Below are 12,347 nucleotides of genomic sequence, written 5' to 3' on the forward strand. Positions count from 1 at the left end.
GCCGGCCTAGACACTCATTTTGTCCCTTAACCCGGCAAGCCAGACCAATCCCGCGGCCTCATAGCCAGCCTGGGCGGGCACCTGGGCGCGCTTGATAAAGACGTCGTCGCGGTTGCTCATACCTTTAAGAGTACAAAAGCCGCCACGCGAGTGCGTGGCGGCTTTCATGTGACGTGGAGCTAACGGGATTCGAACCCGTGACCCCCACACTGCCAGTGTGGTGCGCTACCAGCTGCGCCATAGCCCCTCATACGAGGTGCGAACTACCGGAGAAATCTCCACTAGTTGCAACTCGCATTAATGTACACGCGGTGCCCGCAGGCTTCCAAATCGCCTGCACGCGGGCACCGCCTGCGCGGTCTTAAGCCTTGAGATCCTTGGCCTTTTCGACCCAGGTGGTGATGTCCTCGTTGTCGCCAATGAGGTCCTTGCCGTCGTGGATGATGCGCGGGGACGAGACCTGACCGGTCTCCTCCTTCAGCTTCATGGCGTTGGCCGCGGCGATGTCGCCACCGTCAGCCTTGAGGTCGGCGTCCTTGATGGCGTCAACAGTGGCATCATCCGCGCCGAACTGCTTGGCGGCGTCGGCGAAGTCCTTCATCTCCCACTTGTTGTACACGACCTGCTGGTCGACCATGAGCGTGTTACGCAGGTTCCAGTAGGCGGCAGCGTTGCCGGACTTGGCGAGCTCGATGGTCGCGGCGACGCCCTTGGTGGAGTGGCCGGTAGCACCGGCGAGGGTGGCCTCGTCGAGGGAGCCCGAGACGTCGAGGAAGTTGAGCGGACGGATAGCCACGTTGAGGGAGCCATCCTCGATGGCGGTCTTCATGTCGCCATCGGTGGCGACAGCCAGATCAGCGCAGTGCGGGCACGCGAAGTCCTCGTAGAGCTCGACCGTCGGGGTGTCCTTTGTGGCCTTCTCCGAGGACAGGGTGATGGCGCCGTCGGCGTACTCGACGGTCATGTTCACGTCCTGCTGCTCGCGCTCGGCCAGGCCGGCCGTCTTGGCGCCCTGGCCGTTCCACACGATGTAGCCGATGACGGCGGCAACGATAACGAGCAGGGCAACGATGGCCCAGATAAAGCCCGAGGAGCCCTTGGCGTTCGGGTCAGTGACTTTGGTACTCACGAATTTTCCTTTTTAGTTGGGTCTGATGACGACGAGGTCGTTGCAAACGCCTGTCAGGGTACTATGAATGGCCACGTTTGTGCAGGTTGTGTAACGCACAGCACGTGGCCAGATGAGAGATTATGCGTGGATAGCCCACTTCTTAAACGGGCGGTAGATCGTCCACACCGTGAGGAATATAAAGATGAAGTCACGGGCAATGGAGGTCGCGAAGTGCGCCGCCGTGGGAGTGGAGCTGGGCTGCACGCCGAAGCATCCGCACTCGATATTGAGACCGCGCGCCCACGCCTGCCCCATGCCAATGATGAAGAGGATGAGCACGACGGTTGCGACCTTCGACGACTGCTTGAGGAAGATGCCCAGCAGCAACAGAACGCCGCCGGCAATCTCCAGAGGGCCGATGATGGTCGCAAGATAGCCCGAAAACTCCGGGGTGAAAATCTTGTAGGCGGTGATCGACTGGCTCGTGTCCATGTAGGCGTTGATCTTATGGAGTCCAGCCGTGATCCACACGAACGCCATATAGAAGCGGGCCACGAAGCTGATGATGTCTAACACCAGCGTCTTATTTAACTTAGATTTCACCCTGCTCACTTTACGCCTAAACTCCTAAAACTTGGGAAACCACAGCTTGTGCCTCCTCTTGAACCCGCGCGAGGTGATTGTCCCCAAGGAAGGACTCCGCGTAGATCTTGTACTTATCTTCAGTACCAGACGGGCGCGCAGCAAACCATGCGTTCTCCGTCACAACCTTGAGCCCACCGATGGCGGCACCGTTGCCAGGGGCCTCCGTGAGCTTGGCGGTAATCGGCTCGCCGGCGAGTTCGCTCGCCGTGACCTGCTCGGGGCTCAGGGACTTGAGCACGGCCTTCTGCTCGCGGTTCGCAGGGGCATCGGTACGCGCGTAGGCGGGCGCACCAAACTCGGCGGCCAATTCAGCGTAGCGCTGGGAGGGCGTCTTTCCGGTCACAGCGATGACTTCAGCGGCCAGCAGGTCGAGGATGAGGCCGTCCTTATCCGTGGACCACACGGAACCATCGAAGCGAAGGAAGGACGCGCCAGCGGACTCCTCGCCACCAAAGCCAATCTCGCCAGAGATAAGGCCGTCCACGAACCACTTGAAGCCCACGGGGACCTCAACGAGGCGGCGGCCGTGGGATTCGACCACGCGGTCGATCATGGAGGAGGAGACGAGCGTCTTGCCGATTCCGACGTTTTCATCCCAGCCCGGGCGGTGCTGGAGCAGGTAGTCGATGGCGACAGCGAGGTAGTGGTTGGGGTTCATCAGTCCCGCGTCCGGGGTGACGATGCCGTGGCGGTCCGAGTCTGCGTCATTACCCGTCGCAATGTCGTACTTGTCGCGGTTCGCCACGAGCGAGGCCATGGCGTTGGGCGAGGAGCAGTCCATGCGGATCTTGCCGTCCGTGTCGAGCGTCATGAAGCGGAAGGTGCCGTCCACCTCGGGGTTGACGACCTCGAGGTTAATCCCGTACTCATCCGCGATGGCCTGCCAGTAATCTACGGAGGCACCGCCCATGGGGTCCGCGCCGATGTGCACGCCGGCCTTCTTAATGGCCTCCATGTCGACCACATTCTTGAGATCGGCGACGTACTCGGCACGGAAGTCATGTGCGTGAGCGCGCTCATCGAGGACGCCGGACACCGAGGTGCGCTGCACGCCCTCGAGCTCGGCGCGCAGGTAGTCGTTCGCGCGGCCCGCAATCCAATCGGTAGCCTCGGCGCCGGCAGGGCCACCGTTGGTCGGGTTGTACTTGAATCCGCCATCGCGCGGCGGGTTGTGGGACGGGGTGATGACAATACCGTCGGAGCCCGGATGGGTAAGGATGGCGTGGCTCACGGCCGGGGTAGGCGTGTAGCGGCCGGCGGAATCCACCATGACCTCGACGCCGTTGGCAAGCAGCACCTCAAGCGCGGAGACCATGGCCGGCTCGGAGAGCGCGTGCGTGTCACGGCCGATAAACAGCGGTCCAGTAACGCGCTCCTGCGTGCGGTAGTCGACGATGGCCTGGGTAATCGCCAGGATGTGGTCCTCGTTGAAGGCATGGTCGAGCGAGGAGCCGCGGTGGCCAGAGGTGCCAAACACGACTTCCTGGCCGGCGACCGTCACATCGGGGTGCAGCGAGTAGTAGGCGGTGACGACAGACGCGATGTCAATAAGATCAGAAGGCTGAGCCGGCTGCCCGGCACGCTCGTGGGCCATGAGTGAGGACTCCTTGTAATGGGAAAGACGAAATAAGTTGTCTCCTCCATCTTCCCCCGTCGCGCTGGACATTGCAGGTAAAATCTACCCCCGTTTAAGGGTCAGGCCGCCAAACGACAACGCGACTACCTGTCCACCGGTAGTTTCTTTGCCATGGATTCGCTGCACACTCTCTTCGACACCATCGGCGGCGTCGTCTGGGGCCCCTTCGTCCTTATCCCACTATTGCTGGGTACGGGCCTGTGGCTCACCATTCGACTGGGCGGCATTCAGTTCCGCACCCTGGGCCGCGCGATGCGCCATGCCTTCATCGACGGAAGTTCCGACTCAGACTCGACCGAAGGCGACATTTCTAACTACCAGGCTCTCACCACGGCGCTCGCCGCGACCGTGGGTGTGGGCAACATCGTGGGTGTGGCCACGGCCATCTCCATCGGTGGCCCTGGCGCCCTGTTCTGGATCTGGGTCACGGGCTTAGTCGGCATGGCTTCCAAGTACACGGAGGCGTACCTCGGCGTGCGTTTCCGTACCACGGACGCCAAGGGCGAGCAGGCCGGTGGCCCGCAGTGGTACTTGAAGCGTGGTATCCCCGGCACGCTGGGCAAGGTGCTGGCTTTCCTCTTCGCCATCTTCGCGGTCTTCGCCTCCTTCGGCATTGGCAACCTCACCCAGGCCAACGCCGTGGCCACCAACATGGAGTCCGCCTTCGGCATCTCCCCCACCGCGACGGGCGTGTTCATGTTCGTCGCTCTGGGCGCGGTGTTACTCGGCGGCATCCAGGCCATCGGCAAGATCACCTCCGCCTTCGTTCCACTGATGATCCTGCTCTACATCCTGGGCGGCATCACCGTGCTCATCATTGACGCAGCTCAGATCCCGGCCGCGTTGGGTCTCATCTTCACTGACGCCTTCACCGGAACCTCCGCCGTGGGCGGCTTTACCGGCGCTGCCATCATCCAGGTCATCCAGTTCGGTGTCGCCCGCGGTATCTTCTCCAACGAGTCCGGTATGGGTTCTGCCGCCATCGCCGCGGCGGCCGCAAAGACGCCGCACCCGGCGCGCCAAGGCCTGGTCTCCATGACGCAGACCTTCATCGACACCATCATCGTCGTCACCATCACCGGCCTCGTCATCGTCGTCTCCGGCGTGTGGGACCAGGGCCGCGAGCATGCGGGCACCATGACGGCTGACGCCTTCGCCGCGGCACTGCCGGGCACGTGGGGTGGCACGATCGTCTCCATCTCGATCATCTTCTTCGCGTTCTCCACCATCCTGGGTTGGTCCTACTACGGCGAGCGCTCCCTCGAGTCGCTCTTTGGCCGTGTCGTGACTATCCCCTACCGCATGTTCTTTACCGTCGTCGTCTTCTTCGGCGCCGTCACGGAGATTGACGTCGTCTGGTCCTTCTCCGACTTGGCCAACGGCCTCATGGCGCTGCCGAACCTCGTGGGCTTGCTCATCCTCTCGGGTCTCGTTGCTCGCGAGACGCGCGCCTACCTCAAGTTCGACCCGAAGCTCTCCAAACCGGTCGAGGAGGTCCAGGAGTTCGTTCGCTCCCAGCACATGGACTGGAAGTAGTAGACTCCGCTGCATGCGTGAAGCAGCACTCGTCGGGTCCGGCGCCGCCCTCGGCGCCGTGGCCCGTTTTCTCTTGTCCGCCCTCCTCCCCGGCGCCGCCATCCTCCTCGCCATCAACATCGTGGGCTCGGCGCTCATGGGCTACTTCAAGCCTGCACCGTTTTGGGGCACGGGCGTGCTGGGCGGATTCACGTCATTTGCGACGTTCGCGTTCCTCACCGGCGAGATGAGCCCGGCACGTGCCGCCGCGTATGTCACGGCCACGCTCGTGGGCTGCGTGGGCGCCTATCTGCTGGGAAGCAGGGCGCGCGCATGATTGTCAGCATCCTCGCCGTCGCCGCCGGCGGCTTCCTCGGCGGCGCGGGCCGCTACGGCCTTACCCGCGTGCTCCCCTCCCCCGTGTGCACCTTCGTGGCCAATATGCTCGGTGCCCTCGCCTTGGGGCTCACCGTCGGCTTCTTCCGCGAGCACGCCTGGCTTGCCGATGCCGCCTCCTCCCCCGCCTATGCCTTCCTCGCCGTCGGCTTCGCCGGAGGCCTCTCAACCTGGTCGACGCTCGCACGTGAGCTCGGCGACATGCTCGCATCCAAGCAGTACCGGAAGCTCCTCACCTACGCGTTCTTCACGCTCGCCGTGGGACTCGTGACCGCCTGGCGCGGCACCATCTGGGCCACGCGCATTGTGCAAGGCTGGTAATTACTTCCAGTCGACGGTGACTTCGTAGTCACCCGCGCCGGCCGCGCCCAGCGTGGCCTTGACCTGCGAGACGAGCAGATCCTCGGCACGCTTCTCCGCACGGTCGAGCAGGCCAGCCTTAACGGCCTCTTTCTGTCCGTCGTCTTCGCGGCCCTTCATGAACTCGGAGACGTCGCGCACCTGCACCTGGTTGAACGGATTGATGGACTGGTCGTACTGCTCGACGCTGCTCTGATCAATAGTCGAAGAGAGTACCTCCACCTTCGGCGCCGTGACCGTCACGGTCTGCTTGTCCTCATCGAGGTCGAATTCCACTGCCTCCATGTCCTTGATGCCCGCCTTCACCTCGCCGCGGTACGTCACGATGAAAGACTTTTCCGTCCACGGCACATCGACGCCGAGGACGTGCATCTTCTCTCCGTCGTACGTGCCAATCGAGCTGTAGCTGTAATCCTCGACCGCGAACTCCGCGACCTCTTCAAAGGAGGACTTGAGCGTCTCGCCCGTCACCTGGGCGCGCCCTGCGCGGTCCATGACGATAAACGCCACGAGTCCTGCCACGGCGAGGGCAAGGATGATGACGGCGGCCCAGGCGCGACGGCGCACCGGAGAATACGTTGACATAAGAAAGCCTTCGTTTCAGGGAATAGAGAAAGCGCCCTACCCCTCGACTGGGGACAGGGCGCTTCATTTTACACCGCTGTATGAGGTTGAAAAGACCCTCGGCGCGGTTGCTACCCGGAACGTTTCCTGCGGCGCTGCTTCTGCGGGCCTTCTATGCTGCTCTATTCTGCGATGGCGTCGAGCGGCGGCGTCTTCGCCGCACGGGCCGCCGGCCACAGCGCGGCGAGAACGCCCACAAGGCCGGAGCCCACGAGCATGAGCGCAATCATGCCCCACGGAATGGTCATCGCGTCAAGCCCCTGGCTGGCGAGCACCTTGAGGAAGGCCCAGCCGAGGCCCAGACCGATGACCACACCGCTCAGCGCACCGTAGAACGCGATCTGGACAGCTTCGAGGATGATCATCGTGCGAATCTGGCCGCGCTGCGATCCCACAGCGCGCAGCATGCCAATCTCTTGGCGGCGCTCGATAACTCCCAGCGTGAGCGTGTTGACGATGCCCAGGATGGCGATGATGACCGCAAGCGCCAACAGTCCGTACAGGATGGAGAGCATCTGGTCGATCATCGTCGCCGCCTGGCCCGCGTAATCCTCACCGGACATGACCTGCACGACGACCAGGTCCTTGACAGACTCCTCAAGGTCGCTGCGTAACGTCTCCAGGGCTTCCGGCGACTGATCCTCGCCGCGCACGCCCACGACGTTGACGGTGCGAGCCTCTGCCGGCACCGCCTCGGAGACGACGACCATATTCTGCACGATCTGGCTCTTATCGAAGGTGCCCTTGAGCTCGACCTGTCCGATTTCCTTGGCCGGCTTGCCCGCCACTGCAGCCGCCGGGTCTGCCTCCGCGAGCGGGTACGACTCGCCGACCTTCCAACCGTTCTTCTGCGCGAAGTCCGTGGACGCGATGAAGCCATCGCCCTCGAAGTCCGCCGTACCCTCGGCCATCTCAAATTTGATCATGTCCGCGGGCTTGCCGTCGAGCATCATCGACTGCGTGTACTGCGGGCCGTAGTTAAGCGAGGCCTGGCCATCAACGGTGACCGGTGCGACGGAGAGCGAAATGACCTCCTCGACACCGGGGGTATCGGCAGCACGCTGGCCTGTCTCCGTCGGCGTGGGGAAGTTTCCAGACTGCGGCCCGGAGAGCAGGTAGTCCGCCGTAATGTTATTTTCAACTGTGTCCGAGACCGAGGACTTCATCGTCGCGCCGAGCATGCCAATCGCCGTGACGAGCGCGACGCCGAGCATGAGCGCGAACGCCGTGGCCGCCGTGCGACGCGGGTTACGCTTCGAGTTCGTCGCCGCAAGACGGCCCACAGCGCCACACGGCGCGCCCACAACGCGGCCCAGCGGAGGGACGATAAACAGCGAGATCGCCGGCGAAGCAAGGAAGAAGCCCACGATGATCGCGAGCGCGGCGCCGCCGATGAGGCTCGCACGCACGCCCGTTCCAGCATCCGATGCCATGCCCCACGCGGCCAGCGCGACGCCGATGAGGATGAGCGGCACGCCGATCCAGGTGCGCACGGTGAGCGGCTGGCTCGTGGACGCCTCGGAGGAACGCATGGCCTCCACCGGCTGCACCGCGCCCGCACGCTGCGCCGGCGCCCACGCAGAGACGACCGTGACGATGGTGCCCAGGATGATAGGCACGATAATCGCGCTCGCGGACAGACCCAGCGAGGAGCCCATCACCATGCCCTGCGCATTCATCACGGCCTTGATAATCGCCACGAGCCCCATGCCCGCGACGACACCCACCGCGGAGCCGATAAGGCCCACGATGACGGATTCAAAGATGACAGAGCGCGTGACCTGACCGCGCGAGGCGCCCAGCGCGCGCAGCAGCGCGAACTCCTTCGTGCGCTGTGCGACGATCATCGAGAACGTATTCGCGATGATAAACGTACCCACGAGCAACGCGATGAGACCGAACGCGATGAGAAAGTAGTTGATGAACTTCAGGGCAGAAGCCATCGTCTCCGTGGCTTCTTCCGCGAGCTTCGCACCTGACTCTGCACTCATACCCAGGTCCTGTGGGCCGCCCTCGCCATATTCGACGTTAATGTGCTCGACAAGCTGGTCCGCAGTCGTGCCCTCGGCTGCGGCCACGGCGAGCGTCGACGCGTTGCCGTAGACCTCCGTGAACGCGTCCGCGGCCATCATGAGCGTGAGCGACGAACCCGTGGCGCCTCCCTTGCCTTCCGGCGTGACGAGACCCGCGACCTTCACTTCGTCGCGGTGATCCGGGTGCACGACGAGCAGCTCGTCGCCGACCGCAATGCCATACTTCTCTGCGGCATCGCTAGTGACAACGGCCTCGCCCTTGCCCTGCGGCTCGGCGCCCTCGGTCACCTCGTATGCCTGGCCCACGACCTTTTCGGCCGGGTAATACGGCACGAGCGAGGACGTCCCACCGCCCGTCTGGAAGGCGACGGCATCCGAGTTCGCTACGACGACCGTCTGATTCGACTTGAGATTGACGCGCTCTATGTGCGAATCCTTCTCCAGCGTCTCGATCGTCTTCCCGTCGAAGCCCTCGCCGTTGACCGCCGCGTCCACATCGTCGTACGTCGACGACACCGCCTCATCGAACGTATCCGAGAGCGTATTGGTGAACATGAACGAACCCGCGATAAACGCCGTGCCGAGCACGACCGCGAGCAGGGTGAGAGCCAGGCGCAGCTTATGCGCCAGGATGTTGCGCAACGAGACCGTGCGCATGGTGTTTTTTCTAGCCATAGAGAATCTAACCCTCGATTTCCGCCATCACGGCGTGGATGGCTTCCATGGTCGGATTCTGGATTTCGTTGACCAACCGGCCGTCCGCCAAGAAGATGACGCGATCCGCGTAGCTCGCCGCCTTCGCGTCGTGCGTAACGATGACGACGGTCTGGTTATCCTCGTCCACCGCGTGGCGCAGGATGGAGAGCACCTCCGCCGAGGAGTTCGAGTCCAGGTTGCCCGTCGGCTCATCGCCAAAGATGATCTCCGGACGCGAGACGAGAGCACGCGCACACGCGACGCGCTGCTGCTGTCCACCGGAGAGCTCCGCCGGGCGGTGCGTGAGGCGCTCCGCCAAACCCAGGCGCGTGGTCACCTCATCAAACCAGGCCTTGTCGATGTCCTTGCCCGCGATATCCGTGGGCAGCGTGATGTTCTCCGCCGCCGTGAGCGTGGGCACGAGGTTGAAAGACTGAAAGATAAAGCCCAGACGGTCGCGGCGCAGCGCCGTAATCTGCTTGTCGTTCAAGTGGGACATATCCGTCTCACCAATAAACGCCGAGCCGCTCGTCGCTGCGTCCAAGCCCGCCATGGTGTGCATGAGCGTCGACTTGCCGGAGCCAGACGGCCCCATGATCGCGGTGAACTGGTTGCGCGCAAACTCGACGTTGACGTGGTTAAGCGCCGTCACGGCAGTCTCACCGTCGCCGTACTGCTTGAAAAGCTCCACAGCACGGGCTGCTGCTTCGGTCATGCGGGATACTCCTCTAGTTTTAGGTTCTAGTGCTCGTACTACTCTACTGATTCCCACCGCAGGCCTCGCCGCTACAATAAGATCCACCCTAAATTCGTGTGCTTTTAAGGAGAACTACGGCCCGTGCCTCGCTCACCGCTCGCCGCCTATGACGCGGCCGCCGCACGCGCCTCCGCGCAGGTCATCGCCTCCTACTCCACGAGTTTCTCCCTCGCCGCGCACCTCCTGCGTGGCCGCGTGCGCACCGATATCCGCAATCTCTACGCCGTGGTCCGCATTGCCGATGAGCTTGTCGATGCCGCCGGCTCCCAAGCCGGCCTTTCTCCCACCGAGCTCGCCGCCGCCCTCGACGCCTACGAGGCCGCCGTCCTCGCCGCCCCCAGCCAGCGCTTCCACACGGACCCCGTCCTCCACGCCTACGCCGCCACCGCCCGCCACTGCGACTTCGACCCCGCGCATATCCGCGCCTTCTTCGCCTCCATGCGCCGCGATCTCACGCAGACCAGCTACACCCCCGCGGACTTTGACTCCTACATCTATGGCTCCGCCGAGGTCATCGGTCTTCTCTGCCTCGACTGCTTCCTCGCCGACCACCCCGCCGCCCCCAGCCGCCGCCCGGCCCTCGAGGACGGCGCCCGCCGTCTCGGTGCCGCTTTCCAGAAGGTCAACTTCCTGCGCGATCTCGCCGCAGACACGACCACCCTCGGCCGCACCTATTTCCCCATGCTTGCGGACCGCCCCCTCAACGACGCTGCGAAAGACGACATCATCGCCGATATCCGTGCGGACCTTACTGCCGCCCGCGCCGTCATCCCAGAGCTTCCCGCCTCCGCACGCCTGGGCGTTACTGCCGCGACCGACTTCTTTTCCCAGCTCACCGACAAGCTCGCCGACACGCCCGCAGACGCCATCGCCAGGACCCGGGTGCGCGTCTCCGCCCCGCGCAAGGCAGCCCTCCTCGTTCGTTCTTTAAGGAGCCTTCGTGTCTGACCACGCTGACCACGTCATCGTTATTGGCGCCGGTGTAGCCGGCCTTGCCACCGCTGCCCTTCTCGTACGCGACGGCAAGCGCGTCACCGTCATCGACCAGAACGAGACCGTGGGCGGCCGCGCCGGTTCCTTTGAGACAGACGGCTTCCGCTGGGACACCGGCCCGTCGTGGTACCTCATGCCCGAGGCCTATGACCACTTCTTCGACCTCTGTGGCGCGCCCCGCCCGCAGCTGCGCGACATCCATCCCGCCTACCGCGTCCTCTCTTCCTCCGAAGCCCTCGACGTCCACCCCGGAATAGACCATGTCGCAGGCCTCTTCGAGTCCATCGAGCCCGGTGCCGGCGACCGCATTCGTGCCTACCTCGCCCAGGCTTCTGAAATCTACGATATTGCGCTGGCTCACTTCCTCTACACGACGTTTTCTGACCCGCGCACGCTGCTCGTCCCCGACGTCCTTTCGCGACTTGGAGTCCTCGCGCGCCTGCTCTCCCAGTCCCTCGCGCGCCACGCCGCGGGTTCTTTCCGCGACCCGCGCTTACTCCAAATTCTCACCTACCCCGCTGTCTTCCTCTCCTCCGAGCCTGCCGCCGCGCCGGCGCTCTACGCGCTCATGAGCCACACCGACTTGGTCCAAGGGCCCAAGTACCCGGTGGGTGGCTTCAACGGCCTCGTGCAAGCCATCGCGGACGCCGCCTCGGGCGCCGAGTTTCTCCTTGGCGAGCCCGTCACCGAGATTACGCACTCGGGCCGCCGCGCCACCGGCGTAATGCTCGCCGGCCGCCACATTGCCGCCGATGCCGTCGTCTCCGCCGCGGACCTCCACCACACCGAGACCGCGCTCCTGCCACCCGCATTGCGTACCTACACTTCCTCGTACTTTGCGCGCCGCGACCCCGGACTCGGCACCGTGCTCATCCTCCTCGGCGTGCGCGGTTCTTTACCTGAACTCGCACATCACACGCTGCTGTTCAGCGAGGACTGGGACCCCGACTTCCGCGCGGTCTACCACGGTCCGGAACCCACGCGTCCCCTCGACGCATCCCACTCCATTTACGTCTCCAAGCCCTCCGCCTCGGACGACACCGTCGCTCCCGCCGGACACGAGAACCTCTTCGTTCTCGTGCCCGTGCCTGCCGATGCCGCCCTCGGCCACGGCGATGCCTACCTCCCCCAGGCCAGCACCCGCGTCGACGCCATTGCGGACGCCGCCATCGAACAGATAGCGAGCTGGGCGCAAATCCCTGACCTCGCGGACCGCGTCGTCTCCCGCCACACGCTCGGCCCCGCCGACTTCACGGAACGCTACAACGCGTGGCACGGCGGCGCCATAGGCCCCGCCCACACCCTGCCCCAGTCCGCCTTCTTCCGCGGGAAAAACGTGTCCTCGAAGCTCGAGAATCTCTATTACGCCGGTGCGACCACCGTCCCCGGCGTGGGCGTGCCGATGTGCCTCATCTCCGCCGAGAACGTCCTCAAGCGCATGCACGGCGACACCACCGCGACCCCGCTCTCCCCTGAGTTCTTCCGTCGATAGACACGCTGCGAGACACCCCACGGCAGCAGTATGTCTGCGCCGCCTAATGGTCACGCCCGCTACGTGCGTTGAAGTGTGAATGAGTCGTC

General features: G+C 64.0%; 11 protein-coding genes and 1 tRNA gene. 5 read left to right on the forward strand and 7 right to left on the reverse strand.

Annotated elements, in window-relative coordinates:
• Positions 1 to 174: 174 nt before the first annotated feature.
• The 4 genes from HMPREF3227_RS11045 to pgm all read right to left on the reverse strand — a co-directional run bounded on the left by HMPREF3227_RS11045 (position 175) and on the right by pgm (position 3,350).
• Positions 175 to 247: transfer RNA gene (locus HMPREF3227_RS11045), tRNA-Ala, on the reverse strand.
• A gap of 114 nt (positions 248 to 361) precedes the next feature.
• Complete coding sequence (locus HMPREF3227_RS11050; protein WP_066513070.1) at positions 362 to 1,129, reverse strand: DsbA family protein; 768 nt, start codon at positions 1,127 to 1,129, stop codon at positions 362 to 364.
• Positions 1,130 to 1,249: 120 nt separating this feature from the next.
• Complete coding sequence (locus HMPREF3227_RS11055) at positions 1,250 to 1,714, reverse strand: DoxX family protein (RefSeq protein ID WP_082723291.1); 465 nt, start codon at positions 1,712 to 1,714, stop codon at positions 1,250 to 1,252.
• Between the two features lie 16 nt (positions 1,715 to 1,730).
• A complete protein-coding gene (gene pgm, locus HMPREF3227_RS11060) occupies positions 1,731 to 3,350 on the reverse strand; it encodes a phosphoglucomutase (alpha-D-glucose-1,6-bisphosphate-dependent) (RefSeq protein WP_066513074.1) in 1,620 nt (539 codons plus the stop codon).
• A 153-nt stretch (positions 3,351 to 3,503) separates the two neighbouring features.
• Here pgm and HMPREF3227_RS11065 point away from each other — a divergent pair, with 153 nt between their 5' ends.
• The 3 genes from HMPREF3227_RS11065 to HMPREF3227_RS11075 are packed head-to-tail and all read left to right on the forward strand — an operon-like array spanning position 3,504 to position 5,624.
• Entirely contained in the window at positions 3,504 to 4,928 is a 1,425-nt protein-coding gene (locus HMPREF3227_RS11065; protein WP_066513076.1) for an alanine/glycine:cation symporter family protein, read from the forward strand.
• A gap of 13 nt (positions 4,929 to 4,941) precedes the next feature.
• Positions 4,942 to 5,244 carry a fluoride efflux transporter family protein gene (locus tag HMPREF3227_RS11070; protein ID WP_066491451.1) on the forward strand — a complete coding sequence of 101 codons (303 nt, stop codon included), beginning with the start codon at positions 4,942 to 4,944 and terminating at the stop codon, positions 5,242 to 5,244.
• Positions 5,241 to 5,624 (forward strand): fluoride efflux transporter FluC, encoded by a 384-nt coding sequence (locus HMPREF3227_RS11075; protein WP_066491449.1) that lies wholly within the window; start codon positions 5,241 to 5,243, stop codon positions 5,622 to 5,624. The genes HMPREF3227_RS11070 and HMPREF3227_RS11075 overlap by 4 nt, the downstream gene beginning before the upstream one ends.
• Here HMPREF3227_RS11075 and HMPREF3227_RS11080 read toward each other — a convergent pair whose 3' ends face one another.
• From HMPREF3227_RS11080 to HMPREF3227_RS11090, 3 genes are all read right to left on the reverse strand, one after another.
• Positions 5,625 to 6,248 (reverse strand): DUF4230 domain-containing protein, encoded by a 624-nt coding sequence (locus HMPREF3227_RS11080; protein ID WP_066491446.1) that lies wholly within the window; start codon positions 6,246 to 6,248, stop codon positions 5,625 to 5,627.
• A gap of 161 nt (positions 6,249 to 6,409) precedes the next feature.
• Positions 6,410 to 8,995 carry an ABC transporter permease gene (locus HMPREF3227_RS11085; protein WP_066513077.1) on the reverse strand — a complete coding sequence of 862 codons (2,586 nt, stop codon included), beginning with the start codon at positions 8,993 to 8,995 and terminating at the stop codon, positions 6,410 to 6,412.
• A gap of 7 nt (positions 8,996 to 9,002) precedes the next feature.
• Complete coding sequence (locus HMPREF3227_RS11090; protein ID WP_066513078.1) at positions 9,003 to 9,731, reverse strand: ABC transporter ATP-binding protein; 729 nt, start codon at positions 9,729 to 9,731, stop codon at positions 9,003 to 9,005.
• A gap of 123 nt (positions 9,732 to 9,854) precedes the next feature.
• Here HMPREF3227_RS11090 and HMPREF3227_RS11095 point away from each other — a divergent pair, with 123 nt between their 5' ends.
• Positions 9,855 to 10,721 (forward strand): phytoene/squalene synthase family protein, encoded by an 867-nt coding sequence (locus tag HMPREF3227_RS11095; protein WP_066513080.1) that lies wholly within the window; start codon positions 9,855 to 9,857, stop codon positions 10,719 to 10,721.
• Complete coding sequence (gene crtI / locus HMPREF3227_RS11100; RefSeq protein WP_066513082.1) at positions 10,714 to 12,258, forward strand: phytoene desaturase family protein; 1,545 nt, start codon at positions 10,714 to 10,716, stop codon at positions 12,256 to 12,258. The genes HMPREF3227_RS11095 and crtI overlap by 8 nt, the downstream gene beginning before the upstream one ends.
• Positions 12,259 to 12,347 lie beyond the last annotated feature (89 nt).

The sequence above is a fragment of the Corynebacterium sp. CMW7794 genome (assembly GCF_001563605.1).
In the GTDB taxonomy this organism is placed as follows: Bacteria; Actinomycetota; Actinomycetes; order Mycobacteriales; family Mycobacteriaceae; genus Corynebacterium; species Corynebacterium phoceense.

What these genes read in the sequence shown, in the direction of transcription:
- pgm (WP_066513074.1), bottom strand. Translation starts at nt 3,350, where the DNA reads ATGGCCCACGAGCGTGCCGGGCAGCCGGCTCAGCCTTCTGATCTTATT.
- HMPREF3227_RS11065 (WP_066513076.1), top strand. Translation starts at nt 3,504, where the DNA reads ATGGATTCGCTGCACACTCTCTTCGACACCATCGGCGGCGTCGTCTGG.
- HMPREF3227_RS11070 (WP_066491451.1), top strand. Translation starts at nt 4,942, where the DNA reads ATGCGTGAAGCAGCACTCGTCGGGTCCGGCGCCGCCCTCGGCGCCGTG.
- HMPREF3227_RS11075 (WP_066491449.1), top strand. Translation starts at nt 5,241, where the DNA reads ATGATTGTCAGCATCCTCGCCGTCGCCGCCGGCGGCTTCCTCGGCGGC.
- HMPREF3227_RS11080 (WP_066491446.1), bottom strand. Translation starts at nt 6,248, where the DNA reads ATGTCAACGTATTCTCCGGTGCGCCGTCGCGCCTGGGCCGCCGTCATC.
- HMPREF3227_RS11085 (WP_066513077.1), bottom strand. Translation starts at nt 8,995, where the DNA reads ATGGCTAGAAAAAACACCATGCGCACGGTCTCGTTGCGCAACATCCTG.
- HMPREF3227_RS11090 (WP_066513078.1), bottom strand. Translation starts at nt 9,731, where the DNA reads ATGACCGAAGCAGCAGCCCGTGCTGTGGAGCTTTTCAAGCAGTACGGC.